Below are 19,163 nucleotides of genomic sequence, written 5' to 3'. Positions count from 1 at the left end.
GGCGGCAATGGCCAAGGCGACGGACGGGGACACGGCTCCCGTCCCTCAGCGGCTGCTTGCCGCCGCCACCCGGCTCTTCGCCGAGCAGGGCTACGACCGCACCTCGGTCCAGGAGATCGTCGAGGCGGCGGGCGTCACCAAGGGAGCGCTCTACCACTACTTCGGCTCCAAGGAAGACCTCCTCCAGGAGGTCTACGCCCGGGTGCTCCGCCTCCAGCAGGAGCGCCTGGACGCCTTCGCCGACGCCGACGCCCCCGTCGAGCAGCGGCTGCGCGACGCCGCGGCGGACGTGGTCGTCACCACCATCGAGAACCTCGACGACGCCTCGATCTTCTTCCGGTCCATGCACCACCTGAGCCCGGAGAAGAACAAACAGGTCCGGGTGGAGCGGCGCCGCTACCACGAGCGTTTCCGGGCCCTGGTGGAGGAGGGGCAGCACAGCGGAGTGTTCTCCACCGCCACCCCGGCCGACCTCATCGTCGACTACCACTTCGGTTCGGTCCACCACCTGTCCACCTGGTACCGCCCCGACGGCCCGCTCAGCCAGCAGGAGGTCGCCGACCACCTGGCGGACCTGCTGCTGCGCGCGCTGCGCCCCTGAAGCCCGGCGGCTGCGCCAGCCGCTCCAGGAGTGCTGCCGCCGCCGGGTTGCCGGGCCGGCGCCGAGTGGCCCCGTGCCCGTACCCCGATCCGTCTCCGAGCGTCCTCTGCCGAGGGTCCGGCGCCGAGCGTCCCGTCCACCGGCGCTACGAGGCGCCGCCCGCCAGCCGCTCCAGGAGCGCTTCCGCCGCCGGGTTGCGGGGCCGGGGCGCACGTCCGGCCAGGACCACGGTCCGGCCCGGCTCCGGCTGGCGGATGCTCACGCACGGCAGTCCCGCGTCCTCGCCGATCCGCCGGGGCACGATCGCCACGCCGATGCCGGCCCGTACGAGATCGACGAGCAGCCGGATCTGCGTGACGTCACAGGTGATCCGGCGCTCCAGCCCGCAGTGCGCGGCCAGTCTCCGCACCGCGGTCTCCAGTCCGGTGCCCGCCCGGAAGTCCACGAACGGCTCGTCGCGCAGGTCGCGGATCAGGGTGCGCCCGGCGGTCGCCAGCCGGTGGCCCGGCGCGGTGATCAGCACCAGGTCCTCGTGCCAGGTCGCGAACCCGGCGATGCCGTCGGGGAGTTCGGCGGCGTCCGGCGCGAGATAGGCGAGATCCAGCTCACCGGCCCGCAGCTCCGCGACCAGCTCCGGCGTCGTCGCCTCGCGCAGCGAGATCTGCACCCCGGGCCACAGCCGGTGGTACGCGGCCAGTTCGGCCGCCAGATCCACGCAGGTCAGGGTCTGTATGGTGCCGACCCTGACCCGGCCGGTCACCAGCCCCGCCACGGCCGCGACCGCCTCCCGTGCCGCCTCGGTCCCGGCGAGCACCGACCGGGCCGCCGGCAGCAGTGCCCGGCCCGCCTCGGTGAGGATCACCCGCCGGCCGGTCCGGTCGAACAGCGCGGCCCCCAGCTCCCGTTCGAGATTGCGCACCGAGGCGCTCAGCGCGGACTGCACGATCAGCTCGGCACGGGCGGCGGCGGTGAAACCGCCGTGCGTGACGACCGCCATGAAGTGGCGGAGTTGGCGTAGCTCCATCCATCTACGGTATCGATCGCAGCCAGCTGAACCATCTGTTGGACCGATCACGGATGCGGGCCGAAGCTGGAGGTATGACTCACATCCAGCCGTCCGCGCACGTCCCCGCGCTCTGGACCGCGGCGTACGGTCCGCACCACACGCGGGCCGTACGGTTCGCCGCCCGGTGCCTGCTGCGGGTGAGGGCCTTCGTCCGCGAGCTGGCGCTGGCGGACCACGTCGGGTCCGGCGGCTACTGAGCCGGCTGCCGGGCGGGCGCGCGGGCCCGAAACCCGTTCGTGGTGCCGGAGGGAGCCCGGTTAGCATCCGAAGATGCAGACGTCCGCCGAGGAACGGTTCCATGCCCTGGAGAGAATGATCGGGCACGAGGACCCCGGGCAGCGTCATCTCGGGCTCATCCTGCTGACCGAGCGCCTCACCGACCGCCCTCCGGCCGACGACGGGGAGACGGACGCGCTCGCCGGGCTGCTGCCCGCAGCACTGACCGGGCTGCCGGAGGCGGATCTCCTCCTGGCCGGGCTCTACGAACGGCTCGGCCACCGTCTCGGGGACCGTCCCCGGCCGCCGTGGCGCACGGCCGGGGAGCTGCCGGCGGCGGTACGGATCGCCTGGCTGCGCGCCGATGTGCTGCACGACCCCGGGGTGCTCCGCGACGAGGCTCCGGGCGAACTCCTCTACCAGGCGGTACGCGGGGCGGGCATCGCCGGGACGCACCGGCCGGCGCGACTCGTGGACGAGCTGGCGGGCAGCGGCGATCCGGTGCTCCGGGCCGAGGCGCTGCGGCTGGCCCGGGAGGGGCTGCACACCGGACTTCTGGCCCCGGCGCTGGTCCGGGAGGACCTGATCGGCCTGCTGGGCGCGGGCAGCACCCCGGTCGTCGTCGGTGCGCTGGGCGAGCTCGCCGAACCGTGGGCGGCCACGGATCCGCTGCCGCCCGGAATCCTCGCCCCGTTCCTCGCCGCCGGTCCCGGGCGCCGCGGCCCCGAGCGGGCCGGCCCCGCGCATGGCGGGGCGCGGGAGCCGGCGGGAGACGGGGTGCCGGTCCGGTCCGAGGTGGCCGACGCCGCCCTCGCGGCCGCCGCGCGCCACGGCCACCGGGGCCTGCTGCGCAGGGTCGTCGACGACCCCGGTCTGCCGCCGGGCCTTCGCCGGCGCGGCCTGGAACTGCTCGGTGACCTGGCGGAGCGCGACGACATCGGCGAACTGACGGCCGTCGCCGCGCGCGATCCCCTGCTGCTGGGCGGACCGGCCGTGACCTGCCTGCGCGGACTCCACCGGCGCGGCCACTTCCCGGACGGTCCGGACGTCACCGCCGTCGTCGGCCTGGCCCTGGCCGACCACTCGATCCCGCCCCGCGACGTGGCGACGATCCTCTTCACCGCCCGCAAGGAGACGCTCCGGGTACTGACCGACGTACCGGCCGACGATCCGGGCTGGCCGCGACGGCTCGCCCTGCTGGTGGCCCTGGCCGGACAGGGGGCCGGCGACCTGCCGATCGGGGACGCGATCGCACGCGTCCTGCCCGCTGCCTCCGCCCCCGGGCCGTTCCTCGACGCGATCCGCGAACTGCGCCACGCGGACGCCGAAGAGGCCGTGATCGCGCTGCTGCCCGCTGCCCCGGCGGCGGCCCTGGACACCCTGGAGGCGATCGGCGGGGACCGCACGGCCGAGGCCCTGCGCGACGGGCTGGGCCTCACCTCGGGCGGGACGGCGCCCCATCTGCGCTCCGTACGCAACCGTGCCCTCGAACTGCTGTGGCTGCTGAACCGCGATCCGGAGCTCCGCCGCGAGCTCCTCGCACGGCTGGACCCCGTCGATCTGCCGCCCCGCGTCGCGGCCGGCCTCGGCGGCCCGGACGAGCGGGAACTGGCCCTGCTGAGATCCCACCTGGACCCGGACGCGCCGGAGGCCGCGCTGTGCCGGCTGGCGGCCCACGGCGACGCCGGCACCCTCCCGGTCATCGCCGACCTGCTGCTGCGCATCGTGGCGGAGCAGGCCGCGGCAGGGGAGCAGGGCGCGCCCGGCCGGACGGGAGAGTACGGGCAGCCGGCCGGTGAGCCGGTGGTGCCGCAGGAGGTCCTGGACGCGGTGAGCGCCCTGGGCCGCAGACTCCACGAACGCGGCGCGATCCGGCCGGTCTGCCTGCTCGGCGCCACGGACGCGCGAGAGGCGGGCGACGCGCTCGCCGCGACCATGGCACTGGACCTGCTGGAGAGGCCCGGACTGTCCGACGGCGAGCAGGCGATCCTGCTCGAACTGCTCCTGCGGACCCCCTGGACGGGCACCCGGGCGAGGGTGCACCGGCTGCTGCGCCACCGCGACCGGCACGTACGCAAGCACGTCATCGCCCTCCTCGCCCGCGACGCCGCCGGCGAGGACGCCCAGGCCCTGTCGGCGACGCTGATCGCGCTGACGGCCGCGCCGGACATCCAGACCGTCCGGCAGGCGCTGCTCGCCCTCGGCCACGCCCGGGCCCACTGGGCGAGCGCCGCGATCGCCGGCTGCCTCGACCATCCGAACATGAACATCAGGAAGACGGCGGCCGAGGCGCTGGTCCGGGCGGGCACCCCGGCGGCACTCCCGAAGCTCCTCTTCCGGCTCGGACACGACGGCAACCCCGGGCTGCGCGGCAGGCTCGTCGAGGCCCTGCACGCCGTCCTCGGCGACGCTTGCGCGGCCACCCTCCTCGCCGCCGCCGAGCACAGCCGGGACGACGGCACCCGTGAACTGCTCCTGGAGGGCCTCGGCCGCAGCCTCACCGCACGCGCGGTCCTCGCGCTGGAGGAGCAGGCCTCACCGGTGGCGGCCACTCTGCTCTCGCTGGTGGCGTCCCGCCGGGTCGGACTGGCCTCCGGCACCGTACGGGACCTGGCGCCTGCCCTGGCCCGGCACGGAATCACCGTCCCGGCCGCCGAGCAGCCGTCGTCGGCGGCCGAGGAGTCGGACCGTGACATCAGGGCACTGGTGGTTCGGGGCTGGGACCCGGAGGTCGCGCTGCGCCTCGCCGAACGGGACGGGCAGCTCCGCCACGACCAGGCGGAACAGCTCCGCCCGATGCTGGCCGACTGGCTCCGGCTCGCCCGCCCCCGGCCGGGATCCGGGGGCGCGGAAACACGGAACAAGGTGGAAACACAAAGCCGGGCGGCAACACGGAACAAACTGGTGCGGTTCGCGATACGGCTCTGCACCGGGGCCGGGGGCGTGGTGCGGCTCCGCGACGAGCCCCGGGACGCGGAGCTCATGGTGTTCGCCCGGTCCGCCCAGGTCCTGCTGGACGCGCTCGCCGACGCCCGGGACGGCGACCGGCACGACCTGATCGCCCTGCTCGAAGCGGTCGCGCCGAAGCTGCCGGCCACCGAGAAGCCGGCCGCCGTCGCCGCCGTACGGGCACTGCGCCCCGCACCCGCGACACCGGACCGGTACACGCTGACGCTGCTGCGCCGCCTCGGCGCGGTCCCGGACCGTGCCGACCTCGACCGGGCCCTCGCGGACGCCCGGCTCGGCACCGACCCCCGGCAGGCCGGGGCCGCCGTGCTGCGTGCGGCCTTCGCCGTCCCGGAGACGGCCGCCGGCGACGCGCCGCCCGCCGGTGCCCGGGCATGGCGGGCCGCGCTGGACGAGGCGGTCCGCACCCCGGGCACGCTGGAGGAGTTCCGCCGGAGGGACGACGGCTCGGTCCCCTCGCGGGACCGGCTGACCGCCCTGATCGAGGCCCACCGGGGTGCCGGCCCCGGGGTCCGCGCCGCGCTGCTCGACTGGATGACGCTGCTCCAGCCCATCGACGCACCGCCCTGGACCATCACCGAGACCGTCCACGCGCCGGCCCCGGCGCCACGGCGGGCACGCGTCGACGATCTCGACCAGCCCCGTTCGGCCGCCCTGCGGGAAAGGCTGCTGGCCATGCTGGGATCGGCCGACGCGGACCGCAGACGGACCGCCGCCCTCGCGCTGGCGCGGTGGCCCGAACCGGAGGCCGGACTGCCGGTGCTGCGCGCGTACCTCCGCGGCCGGATCGACCTGCCCGGCCCCGGCCCGGCCGGTCTGCTGGGAGCGATCGGCGAGGCGGAGCTGCGGGAGGAGGGCGTCCTGCCCGACCGGGTGGCGCTCGCCGCCCGGCTCGATCCGTGGGAACTGGAACGGCTGCTCCCGCTGCTGCTGGAGTGGTGGGAGCACGCCCCGCCCGCGGTGGCCAGGACCGTCGCCGAAGCGCTGCGCGCCTGCCCCGCCGACGTGCTGGCCGCAGCCCTGGAGGACCGCCTCGACACCGGGGCCCGGGGCTTCCTGGACCTGCTCGTCGGCCGTCCGCTCCTGCGCACCCCCGCAACTACGCGGACCCGCCGACGCCTGCGCACCGAGGGGCGCGACGATCTCGCCGACCGGCTCCTGCTCGTCGAGGGCCCGCTGCGCGCGCCGGACGCGGAGCGGGAGGACGCGGCGGCACTGGCGGCGCTCCGTGACCGCGGCACGGCGGTACCCGCCGGAGCCGGGCGGCGCCCGACCCGGCAGGAGCTGCTGGACCTGGCCGCGACCGGCACACCGGAGCAGATCTGCCGGGCGCTCACCGAACTCGCCGGGGAGCACACCGGCCCGGAGCCCGACCAGGACCGTCAACTCACCGACCTGCTGGGTGAGTTGCTCAGTCACCCCCGGTCCAAGGTCCGGCTGCGCGCCCACCGGACCTCGCGGACGATGCTCGACCGGCCGACCCATCTGCGCCACACCGGGCTTCTGCTCGACGACCCCCGGCCCGATGTGGTGCGGATGGCGATCCGTACGCTCTGCCGGGCCGGCTGGGAGCCGGCGCTCCCCACCGTGACGGACCTCCTCGGACACCCCCTTGCCGTGGTGCGCCGGGCGGCGGCCGAGGCGCTCGTCGAGCTGGGCGGGGCGGCGGTACCCGCCCTGCGCAGGGCCGCCGCCCATGCCCGGCCCGACCGGCGCTCCCGCTACACGGACGTACTGGACCGGATCAGGGCCGGTGAGCGCTGAGAGTGCCCGCGGCACCCGGCCCTACACGTACCGCTTGATCTCCCGCCGGGCCAGCGAGCGCTGGTGCACCTCGTCCGGGCCGTCCGCCAGCCTCAACGTCCGTGCCGCCGCCCACAGTTCGGCCAGCGGGAAGTCCTGGCCCACCCCGCCCGCGCCGTGCAGCTGCACCGCCCGGTCGAGGATGTCGACCACCGCGCGCGGAGTGGCGATCTTGATGGCCTGGATCTCCGTGTGCGCGCCCCGGTTGCCGACCGTGTCCATCAGCCAGGCCGTCTTCAGCACCAGCAGCCGCAGCTGCTCCACCGTGACCCGGGCGTCCGCGATCCAGTTCTGCACGACGCCCTGCTGGGCGAGCGGCTTGCCGAAGGCGGTACGGGACACCGCCCGCCTGCACATCAGCTCGATGGCCCGCTCGGCCATGCCGATCAGCCGCATGCAGTGGTGGATCCGGCCCGGTCCGAGCCGTGCCTGGGCGATGGCGAAGCCGCCGCCCTCCTCGCCGATCAGATGCGCGGCCGGCACCCGCACATCGGTGAACACGACCTCCGCGTGACCGCCGTGGTAGTGGTCCTCGTAGCCGTACACCCGCATGGCGCGGCGCACTTCGAGGCCGGGGGTGTCGCGGGGGACCAGGATCATCGACTGCTGGCGGCGGATGTCCGGGCCGTCGGGGTCGGTCTTGCCCATCACGATGAAGATCTCGCAGTCCGGGTTCATCGCCCCGGAGATGTACCACTTGCGGCCGTTGATGACGTAGTCACCGCCGTCCCGCACGATCCGGGTCTCGATGTTCGTCGCGTCCGACGAGGCGACCTCGGGCTCCGTCATCGCGAACGCCGAGCGGATCTCACCGGCCAGCAGCGGCTCCAGCCACCGCTTCTTCTGCTCGTCCGTGGCGAACTGGAAGAGCACCTCCATGTTCCCGGTGTCCGGGGCCGCGCAGTTCAGCGCGGTCGGCGCCAACTGCGGGGAACGGCCGGTGATCTCGGCGAGCGGCGCGTACTGGAGGTTGGTCAGCCCGGCCCCGTACTCGGCGTCCGGCAGGAAGAGGTTCCACAGCCCCTGCCTGCGCGCCTCGGCCTTCAGGTCCTCGACGACCTGCGGGGTGTCCCACGGGGAGGCCAGCAGTGCGCGCTGCTCGTCCGCGGTCTTCTCGGCCGGGTACACGTACTCGTCCATGAAGGCGAGCAGTCTGCCGCGCAGCTCTTCGGTGCGGGCGTCGAATGCGAAGTCCATGGGGTGATCAGCCTTCCTGGAGGGTGGTGAGGCCGTGCTCGATGAAGACGGGGACGAGATCGCCGATGCGGTCGAAGCCGGCGCCGACGGTCCGGCCCAGGGTGTAGCGGTAGTGGATGCCCTCCAGGATCACGGCGAGCTTGAACCAGGCGAACGCGGTGTACCAGGAGATGGCGGAGGTGTCCCGGCCGGAGCGGGCGGCATAGCGCTCGATCAGCTCGGCGGGGGAGGGGTGGCCCGCCGCGCCGCTGGTGGTGGAGACCGGGGAATCGGCCAGGCCGAGATCGGAGCTGTACATCACCAGCAGCCCGAGGTCGGTCAGCGGGTCGCCGAGCGTCGACATCTCCCAGTCGAGTACGGCCCTGATCTCGTCGTCCGGGCCGATCAGGACGTTGTCCAGGCGGTAGTCGCCGTGCACGACGGTGGGCGCGGGGGAGGCGGGCAGCTCGCGGCCGAGCGCGGCATGCAGCTCGTCGATGCCGGGCAGCTCGCGGCCCCGCGAGGCGTCCAGCTGCTTGCCCCAGCGGCGCAGCTGCCGGTCGAGGAAGCCCTCGGGCCGCCCGAAGTCCCCGAGTCCGACGGATCCGGGGTCCACGGAGTGCAGTGTGACCAGGGTGTCGACGAGTCCGAGGACCGCCTCCCGGGTGCGCTCGGCGCCCAGCGGGGCGAGCTGCCCGGCGGTGCGGTACGGGGTGCCCTCGACGTACTCCATGACGTAGAAGGGCGCCCCGATCACCGAGTCGTCCTCGCAGAGCAGCACCGGTTCGGGTACCGGAACGGCCGTCGGGTGCAGGGCGCTGATCACCCGGTGCTCGCGCTTCATGTCGTGCGCGGTGGCCAGCACATGGCCCAGCGGGGGCCTGCGGACGACCCAGCGGCCGGTGCCGTCCGTGACGACGTACGTCAGGTTCGACCGGCCGCCCTCGATGATCCGGGCTTCGAGCGGTCCGCTCACCAGGCCCGGCCGGTCGCGGTCGAGATGCCCGCGCAGCCGGTCGAGGTCGAGACCTGGCGGGTGGACTGGGCTCATCGTGCACACCTCCGGGGGTGAAAGACGGTCGGAGACCATCATGCCGACCAGTCGGTATGTCGTCCAGTGGGTGCCCGGGATCCAGCGACCGGACTCGGTCGCGACTTGGCCCGGAGTCTGGCGTTCAGTCGTATCTCTGAATAAGGTTCACGTATGAATACAGAGCTGCTGATCGACGAAGTCCGGCTGACTCCGATCCTGATAGCCGACCCGCCGCTGCTCAACACCCAGGGCGTCCACCAGCCCTACACCCCGCGGCTCATCGTCGAGGTCGTCACCCGCGGCGGAGTCACCGGCATCGGCGAGACGTACGGGGACGGCAAGTACCTCGAACTGGCCCGGCCGCTCGCCACCGCCCTCGCCGGACGCCCGGTCAGCGATCTGAACGGCCTGTTCGCTCTGGCCGACGAGGTGTGCGGCGATTCGCGCGCCGCCGACGACCGGGTCGACGCCGGCGGACTGCGCGGCGTCCAGACCGCCGACAAGCTCCGGCTCTCCGTCGTCTCCGGCTTCGAGGTCGCCTGCCTGGACGCACTGGGCAAGTCTCTCGGCCTGCCCGTGCACGCCCTGCTCGGCGGGAAGGTCCGCGACCGCGTCGAGTACAGCGCCTATCTCTTCCACCGCTGGGCCGCCCACCCCGACGGCGGCGAGAAGGACGACTGGGGCGCCGCCCTCGACCCGGCCGGAGTCGTCGCCCAGGCCCGGCGCTTCGCCCGCGAGTACGGCTTCTCCTCCTTCAAGCTCAAGGGCGGGGTCTTCGAACCCGACCGGGAGATCGCCGCGATCCGCGCCCTGGCCCAGGAGTTCCCCGGACGGCCGCTGCGCCTGGACCCCAACGGCGCCTGGTCCGTCGAGACCTCGCTGTACGTCGCCGAGCAGCTGAAGGACGTACTCGAATACCTGGAGGACCCGGCGAGCGGCACGGACCTGATGGCCGAGGTCGCCGCCGGCACCGGCGTGCCGCTGGCCACCAACATGTGCGTGACCACCCTCGCCGAGGTGCCGGAGGCCTTCGCCCGGGGCGCCGTGCAGGTGGTCCTCTCCGACCACCACTACTGGGGCGGGCTGCACCGCACCCGTGAGCTGGCCGGGATCTGCCGCACCTTCGGCGTCGGACTCTCCATGCACTCCAACACCCACCTCGGCATCAGCCTCGCCGCGATGACCCATGTCGCGGCCACCGTGCCCAACCTGGACTACGCCTGCGACAGCCACTACCCCTGGCAGACCGAGGACGTCATCACCGCCCGCCACGTCTTCGAGGACGGCCGGCTCACCGTGTCCGACGCGCCCGGCCTCGGCGTCGAACTCGACCGCGAACGCCTGGCCGCACTCCACCGGCGCTGGCTCGACGACGACGGCACGATGCGCGAGCGCGACGACGCGGCCGCCATGCGCAAGGCCGAGCCGACATGGCGGACACCGGCGATCCCGCGCTGGTGACCCCCGCCGCCCGGGCGGCGGGCCTGAGTTGCGGGTGCCCGGACCCGCACCGATGGTCGGGGCATGAAGGCGATCAGCTACAGCGGGTACGGCGGGGCCGAGGTGCTGGAGTACGGCGAGCGGCCCGACCCCAGGGTCGGCCCGGACACCGTCCTGGTGAAGGTGCGGGCCGCGGCCGTCAATCCGGTCGACTGGAAGGCCCGCGAGGGCTACCTCGACGCCGCGCTGGAGGCCGTGTTCCCGGTGATCCCCGGCTGGGACGTGTCCGGCGTCGTCGTGCAGCCCGGGATGGCCGTCGACGAGTTCTCGGTCGGCGACGAGGTCATCGGCTACGTGCGGGAGGACTTCCTGAGCCGGGGCACCCTCGCCGAGTACGTCGCCGCCCCCGTGCGCACCCTGGCCCGCAAACCGCTGAGCCTGAGCTTCGAGGAGGCGGCCGGACTGCCGCTGGCCGGTCTCACCGCCTACCAGGTCCTGCACCGCACCCTGCGGATCCGGGAGGGCGAGACGGTCCTCGTCCACGCGGCGGCCGGCGGGGTGGGCTCCTTCGCGGTCCAGCTCGCCCGGCACGCGGGCGCCCGCGTCATCGGCACCGCGAGCGAGCACAACCACGCGTACGTCCGGCAGCTCGGCGGGGAACCGGTGGCCTACGGGGACGGCCTCGCCGACCGGTTGCGGGCCCTGGCCCCGGACGGTGTCGACGCCGCGTTCGACACCGTCGGCGGGGAGGCGCTCCGGGTCTCCGCCGAGGTGCTGCGGCCCGGCGGACGCCTGGCCTCCATCGCGGACGGCGAGGTCCTCGCGTACGGCGGCCACTACGCCTACGTACGCCCTGACGCGACCGACCTCACCCATCTGGCCGAACTGGCCGAACAGGGCATCGTCTCGGTCCATGTGGAGCGGGTCTTCCCGCTGGAGCGGGCGGCGGACGCCTACCGGCTCAACGAACAGGGGCGCACCCGCGGAAAGATCGTCGTCACCGTGGACTGGGAGGTCCCGGACCTCGGCCCGGACGCCTGACGGCCCCGCACCCGGAGCCCGGGAGCCTCCGGGGACCGGGTCAGAACAGCATGGCCGCGGCGAACACCGCGAGCGCGACCGTGCACGCCGCCGCCGTCAGTGCGCCGCGTGCCGACAGCGGACGCGGCCGCGCGGTCCCCATCCCGAGCACCCGCAGATGCGCCACCCGCAGAAATCCCAGCCAGGCCAGCGCGCTCAGCGACACCGCCACGATCGCGGCCGGGCCCGCCCCGCCGTGCAACGCCTGCCTGACCGCCAGCAGCGCCACCACCGTGCACGACAGCGTCGTACGCCGCCAGGCCAGCCGGGTCCGTTCGGGCTGGAGGCCGGGGTCGCGCCCCGGCGTGGTCACCGGCCCTCCCAGCCGAAGAAGACCACCACCACCATCGCCACCGCGACGACCCCGACGGCCAGTCCGAGCAGCGTCGGGAACCGCGAGACCGGGAGGTCCTCGCCGCGCCGCATCGCCCGCTCGCACCGCACCCAGTGGTTGACCGCCCGCAGCGCGCACAGCACCCCGGCCGCCAGCAGCGCGAGCGCCAGACCGGCCCGGACGCCCCACGCCAGCTCCGGCAGGAACTGGTCGACCGCGAAGCCGCCGCCGATCAGCGCCAGAGCCGTCCGGATCCAGGCGAGGAAGGTCCGCTCGTTGGCGAGCGAGAACCGGTAGTCCGGGGTGTCGCCCTCGTCGCGGATGCGCTGCGGCGCGAACCACAGCCGCAGACTCTGTACGAACTCGTTCACGCGTGAACCTTATCTGCCGCTTCGTGGATGCCGGGCGCCGCGCTCAGGAGGCCGCTCCGCCCGCCCGGAAGGCGCGCAGCCGGTGGTACGCCTCCAGGCCGTCCGGCACCCACTCCCAGTCGCCGATCCGCCGGGCCAGCTCGTCATCGGTGAGGAAGGTGTGCCAGGCGACCTCCTCCACCTGCGGATTCACCGGCAGCTCGCACCGTACCCGGTAGACGTACGACCACCAGGACTGCCCGGCACTCTCGTAGAGGAACTTGAAGAGCGGCTCCGGCCGGGGGAGCCCGGACACTCCCAGCTCCTCCTCGGCCTCCCGCAGCGCCGCCTCGTCGTACGACTCTCCGGCACCGACCACCCCGCCGACGAACATGTCGTAGTGCGACGGGAAGACCAGCTTGCCCGGCGTCCTGCGATGGACGAACAGCCGGCCCTCCGCGTCCCGGACCTCGATGAAGGCACAGCGATGGCGAAGGCCCCGCGCGGTCGCCTCACCGCGCGGGGCCCGCCCCACGACCACGTCGTTCTCGTCGACGATGTCCAGGATCTCGTCAGAAGGAGTCATGCTCCTCATCCAACATCAGGCCATCGCGGGACGGGCTACTGGCCCATGACGTACCTGACGGTCGGACCCGTGGTCCAGCCGCCGTCCACGGCCAGCTCGGCACCGGTGACGTACGAGGCGGCGTCCGAGAGCAGGAAGGCGACCGCCTCCGCGATCTCGGGGGCCTCGCCGACCCGGCCCATCGGGGTGTTCGGGTAGTTGCCCTCGCCCTGCTGGATGCCGACGGACGCGGTCATCGGCGTGTAGACCATGCCCGGGTGCACGGAGTTCACCCGGATCCTCGCCGTGCCCAGCTCCACCGCGCCGACCTTCGTCAGGCCGCGCACGCCCCACTTCGAGGCGCCGTAGCTGGAGGTCAGGGCGAGGCCCATCAGACCGGCGGCCGAGGAGATGTTGACGATCGAACCGCCGCCGTTCTCCTTCATCACCGGGATCACGGTCTTCATGCCTATGAAGACGGCCGTCAGGTTGATGTCGATGACCTTGCGGAAGTGCTCGACGGACTCGGTCTCCAGCGGCATGCCGGTCGACACCCCGGCGTTGTTGACCAGGCCGTCGATCCGTCCGAACTCGGTGACGGCGAACTCCGCGACGCGCTGCCAGTCCTCCTCGGAGGTCACGTCGTGGTGCACGAAGCGGGCCTTGGCGCCCAGCTCCGCGGCGGTGGCGGCGCCCTCCTCGTCGAGCACGTCGGTGATCACCACATCGGCCCCGTTCGCCACCGCGAGGCGAGCGGCCTCGGCACCCAGGCCCCGGGCGCCGCCGGTGATGATGACGGTCTTGTCGCTGAGCTTGCTCTTGTCGGTCATGTCGCTTCCTTCATGTGGTGCAGGTGGCATGTGGTGCCGGTGATGAGTGGTGCGGGTGGCGCGGGTGGTCACGCGTGGCCCGGCACGGGGGCGTGCAGGAACGCGTGGGTGGTCTCGACGAGATCGGCGAGGAAGAGCTCGTCGCCGGTCAGCGACTCGACGCCGTCGAGACGCTGGTGGGCGCGGTCGGCCATCGCCGCCCCGATCAGGGTGAGCGCCAGATCGAGCCGCTCCAGGCGGACGGGGCCGGGCAGCGCGCCCAGGCGGTCCCCGATGCGGCCGATCAGCCGCCCGTAGTTGGTGCCGTCCAGGGCGGGGTGCAGCCGGCCGGTCCGCAGCCCGGTCTCATGGGTGAGCTGGGCCGAGATCCGCAGACAGCGGCGGCCGCGGTCGTCGGCGAGCAGGCTCGCCTCGGCCGTCATCAGCGCGGTGAGCAGCTCCCGTACGCCGCAGTCCTCGCCCAGCCGGGCGAGCAGGGGCGTCAGCACCCGTTCGGTACGGGCCAGGCGGCCGGCCATCACCGCGTCGAGCAGCCCGGCCCGGGAGCCGAAGTGGTACTGGACCGCGGAAGGGTTGCTCTGCCCGGCCAGCCGGACGATGTCCCGCAGCTGGGCGCCGTCGGTGCCCTGCGCCGCGAAGACCTCCTCGGCCGCGCGGATCAGCTTCTCCCTGGTCTCCTGTCCGGAGGTTCGTGCCATGCGAACACTCTAATGCTGGCCATTATTAAAAACCAGCGGGCGGACGCCCCCGGCGGCCGGGCGGGCCCGCTCAGTTCGGCTGGAGGCTCTTCTCACGGCGCCCGCCCACCGGCCCCTCCGGCATGGCCGGATGCAGCCCGAGCAGCACGATCCCGGCGACGATCGCCGCCAGACCGGCCGCCTGCCAGGCCAGCGCGCCGGCGTCGGTGCGCAGCTGGTCGCCGAGGAAACCGACCCCGCAGGCGATCCCGGCCAGCGGCTGGGCGGCGGTCAGCGGTGGCAGCGAGACCCGGAGCGGGCCCGTCTCGAAGGCGCTCTGCACCAGCAGCAGCCCGGTCACCCCCAGCACCAGCACCGCGTACGGTTGCCACGCCGTCACCAGTGCCGTCCACCCCTCGTCGGACAGCCGCTGGCCGGTGACCCGGGTGAGCGCGTCCTGGAGTCCGTACAGCAGCCCGGCCGCCACGGCGAGCAGCGCGGGGGCGGCCCCCGAGTCGGAGCCCTTGGCGAAGGCGGTGAGCAGCAGGGCGGCGCCCACGACGACACCGATCACCAGCCAGTGCCGCAGCGCGCTGGTCACCGCCTCGCCGCCCTGCGGCTGACCCGCCAGCAGAAAGGCGGTGACCCCGCCGGCCAGCAGCCAGAGGCCGGCCCAGCCCTGACGGCCGAGCCGCTGACCGGTCCGATGGCGCGACAGGGCCATGGCGAAGAGCAGATTGGTCGCGAGGAGCGGTTCGACCACGGACACCTCGCCCTTGCCCAGGGCCAGGGCGCCCAGCACCATGCCGCAGACCATCAGCCCGATTCCGGCCAGCCAGCTCGGCACCCGCATCAGATCGAGCAGCAGCCGCGGCGAGAGGTAGTCGCTCCGCGGGGCGTGCGAGGCGGCGGCCTGCTGCAGGACGAATCCGAATCCCAGGCAGCAGGCGGCACTCACGGCGAGCACGACGACCAGCACCGACACGCTTCTACCTCAAGTCAGGCCAGAAGTGGGTGATTTGTTTCGACGATAGCGCCTGCGCCCCGGGGGTGCGGCCGGAGCGCCGCCGACCGGGCGGTTGACGCCGGAGCGAGCGGTGCCGAAGATCTGACGCACGAGTAACTTCCGGCGCCGGGAGATGGTGCCGGAGCCCGACCGTGGCCGTGACCGGATCGCCCCGACAAGGATGGAACCCATGGCGTACGACGCTGATGTGATCGTGATCGGGGCAGGGCTCGCGGGCCTGGTGGCCACCGCCGAGCTGGTCGACGCGGGCCGCTCGGTGATCCTGCTCGACCAGGAGCCCGAGCAGTCGATCGGCGGCCAGGCCCACTGGTCCTTCGGCGGCCTCTTCCTCGTCGACTCGCCCGAGCAGCGCCGGATGCGGGTCAAGGACAGCCATGAGCTGGCCCTGCAGGACTGGCTCGGCACGGCGGGCTTCGACCGCGAGGAGGACCACTGGCCGCGGAAGTGGGCCGAGGCGTACGTTGACTTCGCGGCCGGTGAGAAGCGTTCCTGGCTGCACGCCCAGGGGCTGCGGATCTTCCCCGTCGTCGGCTGGGCCGAGCGCGGCGGCTACGACGCGAACGGCCACGGCAACTCCGTGCCCCGCTTCCACATCACCTGGGGCACCGGCCCCGGCGTCGTCGCCCCCTTCGAGCGCCGGGTCCGCGAGGGCGTCGCCAAGGGCCTCGTACGGTTCCGGTTCCGTCACCGGGTCACCGGCCTCGGCCGTACCGCCGGCGCCGTCGACACCGTGACCGGCGAGGTGCTGGAGCCGAGCGGGGCGGCCCGGGGCACCGCGAGCAGCCGGGAGACGGCCGGCACGTTCGAGCTGCGGGCCCAGGCGGTGATCGTCACCTCCGGCGGCATCGGCGGCAACCACGACCTCGTGCGCAAGCAGTGGCCCGCGCGGCTGGGCACCCCGCCCGCGAAGATGCTCTCCGGCGTCCCCGCCCATGTCGACGGGCTCATGCTCGGCATCGCCGAGGAGTCCGGCGCCCACCACATCAACCGCGACCGGATGTGGCACTACACCGAGGGCATCGAGAACTGGAACCCGATCTGGGCCAGGCACGGCATCCGAATCCTGCCCGGACCGTCCTCGCTCTGGCTGGACGCCACCGGCAAGCGCCTCCCGGTCCCGCTCTTCCCGGGCTTCGACACCCTGGGCACCCTCGAACACATCATGAGGTCCGGCCACGGCCACACCTGGTTCGTCCTCGACCAGAAGATCATCGGCAAGGAGTTCGCGCTCTCCGGCTCCGAGCAGAATCCGGACCTCACCGGAAAGTCGATCCGCGACGTCATAGGCCGGGCCCGCGCCGACGTACCGGCCCCGGTGAAGGCGTTCATGGACAACGGCGCGGACTTCGTCGTCGAGAAGGACCTCGCCGCGCTCGTCCGGGGCATGAACGCCCTCACCGAGAAGCCGTTGATCGACGAGGCCGAACTGCGCCGCGAGATCACCGCCCGCGACCGCGAGGTCGCCAACCCCTTCACCAAGGACCTCCAGATCACCGCGATCCGAGGGGCCCGCACCTACCTCGGCGACAAGCTGATCCGCACCGCCGCGCCGCACCGCATCCTCGACCCCAAGGCCGGCCCGCTGATCGCCGTCCGGCTGAACATCCTGACCCGCAAGTCGCTCGGCGGCCTGGAGACGGACCTGTCCTCCCGGGTGCTCACCGCGGACGGCACCCCGCTGGAGGGTGTGTACGCGGCGGGGGAGGCGGCCGGCTTCGGCGGCGGCGGCGTACACGGCTACCGGTCGCTGGAAGGCACCTTCCTCGGCGGCTGCATCTTCTCCGGCCGCGCGGCCGGGCGGGCGGCGGCGAAGGCGGTCGGCTAGGGCCATCGGCCGGGGCGGCCCCGCGGTGCCGGTACCGGCCCGCAGCCAGTTCCGTACCGCTGCGTACGGTCCAGGGCGGCCGGACCCGCCCCCGGCGGGCGTGGATAGAGTCGTGGCGTGAAGATCCCGCGTCTCCTCGACGGTCGGCTGAAGCTCCGCCACCTGGTTCTCGTCGACGCGCTCTCCCGGCAGGGAAGCGTCGTCGGCGCCGCCGCGGAGCTGCACGTGACCCAGCCCGCCGCCACCCGCAGTCTGCACGAGCTGGAGGACATCCTCGGCGTCCCGCTCTACGAACGCGGGCCCCGGGGCGTCACCGCCACCGTGTTCGGAGAGGCATTCACCGAGCACGCCCGGTCCGTGCTCGCCCAGCTCGCGCAGGCGGGCCGCCATGTGGTGGAGCTGGCCGACGCCGACCGCGGCACGGTCATCGTCGGCACCCATCTGGCCGGCTCGAACGTGCTTCTGCCGCGAGCCATCGCCGACATCAAGAAGGAACGCCCCTATCTGACGGTGATCGTCAGGGAGGCGTCGCCGGAGGCTCTGCTCCTGGAACTGGAGGCCGGCCGGATCGACTTCGTCGTCGGTCGGCTCACGGTCCCCTCCGACGAGCGGACGGTGCGCCGCAAGCTCTACGACGAGTCGGTCGAACTCGTGGTCAGGGCCTCGCACCCGCTCGCCGGGCAGAGTGCGGTGGAGCTTGCGGACCTGCCGGACTATCCCTGGATCCTGCCGGGCGCGGAGACCGCGCTGCGACGGGAGATCGAGGAGTTCTTCGCCCGGCACGGCATGCCGCTGCCGATGAACCGGGTCGAGACGACCTCGTTCCTGACCGTGCGCCAGCTTCTGCTGGAGACCGATGTCGTCGCGGCGCTGCCCGGTCTGATCATCCGGGACGACCCCCGTATCGTCCGGCTGGCGGTGCCGCTGGACCCGATCGGGCACAGCGTCGGGCTGACCCTGTCGGCCGCCCGGGCGCTGGGCCCGTCCGCGCAGGCGCTGATCCGGAGCCTGGAGGACATCGCCGCCGGCATGGCGTCGCAGAGCGCGGCCGGCGGCGACGGTCCGCTGTAGGCCGTGCCGTCGAACCGCCGCCGCCGCCCGAAGGCGGCCGTGCGGCGATTTCGGCGAAAGGCCCCAAGGGCTGTCCCGCCAGGAATTGCGGGACAGCCCTTAGGGACGGGTGAGCCCCAGGAAGTGCTCGGCGTTGCCGTGCGTGATCAGCTCCCGGCTGCGGTCGTCCAGGAAGGAGCTCTTGCGGACCACCTCACCGACCGGCCGTTCCCCCAGCGGGTACGGATAGTCGCTGCCCACCATCACCCGGTCCGCACCGACCGTGTCGACCAGCAGCCGCAGGGCACGATCGTCGAACACCACCGAGTCGACGTAGAAACGGCCCAGATAATGCGAGGGCGGGTACTCGGAGGTGCCGATGACGTCGTGCCGGCCGTGCCAGGCGTTCTCCATCCGGCCGAGCCAGAACGCGAACGAGCCGCCGCCGTGCGCGAAACAGATCTTCAGCCGGTCGTCGATCCGGTCGAAGGCCCCGCCCAGGATCAGGGCGAGGATCGACAGATGCGTCTCGGCGGGCATGGCCGTGAGCCACTGCGCCATCCACCGGTCCAGCCGCGGCGAACTCGCCATGTCCCAGGGGTGCACGAACACCGGCACATCGAGCGAGGCGCAGTGCTGAAGGAAGGTGACGACCCCTTCGCTGTCCAGGTCGCGATCCCCGACATGATTGCCGATCTCCACGCCCCGGTGGCCGTTGGCGATGCTCCGTTCCAGCTCGCGGCAGGCCGCGTCGGGATCCTGCAACGGCACCTGGCAGAACGGGATCAGCCGGTCCGGCGCCGGCGCGGTGATCTCCAGCGCGAGATCGTTGAAGATCCGTGAGACCTTGGCGGCCTCGGCCCCGCTGCGCCCGTAGGTGAAGAACGCCGGAGTGGGGGAGACCACTTGTCGGTGCACCCCGTCCGCGTCCATGTCCCGCAGCCGGGTCCCGGCGTCCCAGGCATCGGCCCGGATCCGCCGGAACTCCCTGGAACCCATCATGACCATGGCGTCCGACTCGGACTCGATCCGCAGCCAGGGGGCGTCCGGACCGGCCTCGGCCGTCAGATCCGGCCAGCCGCGCGGAACGTAATGCGTGTGTACGTCGATCGTGCGGTCCACG

The 19,163-nt window shown here is 73.3% G+C and carries 17 protein-coding genes; 7 read left to right on the top strand and 10 right to left on the bottom strand.

Features of this window, described 5'->3' with window-relative positions; all coding sequences use genetic code 11:
- Nucleotides 1-7 precede the first annotated feature (7 nt).
- Nucleotides 8-601 (top strand): TetR/AcrR family transcriptional regulator, encoded by a 594-nt coding sequence (locus tag ACGF8B_RS17125; protein ID WP_317865567.1) that lies wholly within the window; start codon nt 8-10, stop codon nt 599-601.
- Nucleotides 602-746: 145 nt separating this feature from the next.
- On the opposite strand, the gene ACGF8B_RS17120 is transcribed toward ACGF8B_RS17125, so the two are convergent.
- Nucleotides 747-1,625 carry a LysR family transcriptional regulator gene (locus ACGF8B_RS17120; protein WP_392739100.1) on the bottom strand — a complete coding sequence of 293 codons (879 nt, stop codon included), beginning with the start codon at nt 1,623-1,625 and terminating at the stop codon, nt 747-749.
- Nucleotides 1,626-1,699: 74 nt separating this feature from the next.
- Between ACGF8B_RS17120 and ACGF8B_RS17115 the strand changes: the two genes are divergently transcribed.
- Nucleotides 1,700-1,864: a hypothetical protein gene (locus tag ACGF8B_RS17115; RefSeq protein WP_392739099.1), complete on the top strand. Its 165-nt coding sequence runs from the start codon at nt 1,700-1,702 to the stop codon at nt 1,862-1,864.
- A 73-nt stretch (nt 1,865-1,937) separates the two neighbouring features.
- Nucleotides 1,938-6,614 carry a HEAT repeat domain-containing protein gene (locus ACGF8B_RS17110; protein WP_392739097.1) on the top strand — a complete coding sequence of 1,559 codons (4,677 nt, stop codon included), beginning with the start codon at nt 1,938-1,940 and terminating at the stop codon, nt 6,612-6,614.
- Between the two features lie 21 nt (nt 6,615-6,635).
- Here the strand turns inward: ACGF8B_RS17110 and ACGF8B_RS17105 are convergent, their stop codons facing one another.
- A complete protein-coding gene (locus ACGF8B_RS17105; RefSeq protein WP_392739094.1) occupies nt 6,636-7,850 on the bottom strand; it encodes an acyl-CoA dehydrogenase family protein in 1,215 nt (404 codons plus the stop codon).
- A gap of 7 nt (nt 7,851-7,857) precedes the next feature.
- Entirely contained in the window at nt 7,858-8,880 is a 1,023-nt protein-coding gene (locus tag ACGF8B_RS17100; protein ID WP_392739092.1) for a phosphotransferase family protein, read from the bottom strand.
- A 153-nt stretch (nt 8,881-9,033) separates the two neighbouring features.
- Here ACGF8B_RS17100 and ACGF8B_RS17095 point away from each other — a divergent pair, with 153 nt between their 5' ends.
- Nucleotides 9,034-10,323: a glucarate dehydratase family protein gene (locus ACGF8B_RS17095; protein ID WP_392739089.1), complete on the top strand. Its 1,290-nt coding sequence runs from the start codon at nt 9,034-9,036 to the stop codon at nt 10,321-10,323.
- A 63-nt stretch (nt 10,324-10,386) separates the two neighbouring features.
- Nucleotides 10,387-11,343 (top strand): NADP-dependent oxidoreductase, encoded by a 957-nt coding sequence (locus ACGF8B_RS17090; protein ID WP_392739087.1) that lies wholly within the window; start codon nt 10,387-10,389, stop codon nt 11,341-11,343.
- A 40-nt stretch (nt 11,344-11,383) separates the two neighbouring features.
- Here ACGF8B_RS17090 and ACGF8B_RS17085 read toward each other — a convergent pair whose 3' ends face one another.
- From ACGF8B_RS17085 to ACGF8B_RS17060, 6 genes are all read right to left on the bottom strand, one after another.
- Nucleotides 11,384-11,695 (bottom strand): DUF202 domain-containing protein, encoded by a 312-nt coding sequence (locus tag ACGF8B_RS17085; RefSeq protein WP_392739085.1) that lies wholly within the window; start codon nt 11,693-11,695, stop codon nt 11,384-11,386.
- A complete protein-coding gene (locus ACGF8B_RS17080; protein WP_392739082.1) occupies nt 11,692-12,087 on the bottom strand; it encodes a YidH family protein in 396 nt (131 codons plus the stop codon). The genes ACGF8B_RS17085 and ACGF8B_RS17080 overlap by 4 nt, the downstream gene beginning before the upstream one ends.
- Nucleotides 12,088-12,130: 43 nt before the next feature.
- Nucleotides 12,131-12,652: an NUDIX hydrolase gene (locus ACGF8B_RS17075; protein ID WP_392739079.1), complete on the bottom strand. Its 522-nt coding sequence runs from the start codon at nt 12,650-12,652 to the stop codon at nt 12,131-12,133.
- A 35-nt stretch (nt 12,653-12,687) separates the two neighbouring features.
- Nucleotides 12,688-13,461: a glucose 1-dehydrogenase gene (locus ACGF8B_RS17070; protein ID WP_392739077.1), complete on the bottom strand. Its 774-nt coding sequence runs from the start codon at nt 13,459-13,461 to the stop codon at nt 12,688-12,690.
- Nucleotides 13,462-13,529: 68 nt separating this feature from the next.
- Nucleotides 13,530-14,159 carry a TetR/AcrR family transcriptional regulator gene (locus ACGF8B_RS17065; RefSeq protein WP_392739074.1) on the bottom strand — a complete coding sequence of 210 codons (630 nt, stop codon included), beginning with the start codon at nt 14,157-14,159 and terminating at the stop codon, nt 13,530-13,532.
- 70 nt (nt 14,160-14,229) lie between these two features.
- Nucleotides 14,230-15,123, bottom strand: a complete 894-nt coding sequence (locus ACGF8B_RS17060) for a DMT family transporter (RefSeq protein ID WP_392739072.1) — start codon at nt 15,121-15,123, stop codon at nt 14,230-14,232.
- Between the two features lie 211 nt (nt 15,124-15,334).
- On the opposite strand from ACGF8B_RS17060, the gene ACGF8B_RS17055 reads away from it, so the two are divergent.
- Nucleotides 15,335-16,990 carry an FAD-binding dehydrogenase gene (locus tag ACGF8B_RS17055; RefSeq protein WP_392739069.1) on the top strand — a complete coding sequence of 552 codons (1,656 nt, stop codon included), beginning with the start codon at nt 15,335-15,337 and terminating at the stop codon, nt 16,988-16,990.
- 117 nt (nt 16,991-17,107) lie between these two features.
- Complete coding sequence (locus tag ACGF8B_RS17050) at nt 17,108-18,061, top strand: LysR substrate-binding domain-containing protein (protein ID WP_392739067.1); 954 nt, start codon at nt 17,108-17,110, stop codon at nt 18,059-18,061.
- A gap of 99 nt (nt 18,062-18,160) precedes the next feature.
- Here ACGF8B_RS17050 and ACGF8B_RS17045 read toward each other — a convergent pair whose 3' ends face one another.
- Nucleotides 18,161-19,162 (bottom strand): amidohydrolase family protein, encoded by a 1,002-nt coding sequence (locus ACGF8B_RS17045; protein ID WP_392739064.1) that lies wholly within the window; start codon nt 19,160-19,162, stop codon nt 18,161-18,163.
- Nucleotide 19,163 lies beyond the last annotated feature (1 nt).

It is taken from the genome of Streptomyces sp. NPDC047917 (genome assembly GCF_043204345.1).
GTDB lineage: Bacteria > Actinomycetota > Actinomycetes > Streptomycetales > Streptomycetaceae > Streptomyces > Streptomyces sanglieri.
The sequence above is the reverse complement of the archived record's forward strand: the minus strand, read 5'-3'. Positions and strand labels throughout refer to the sequence as shown.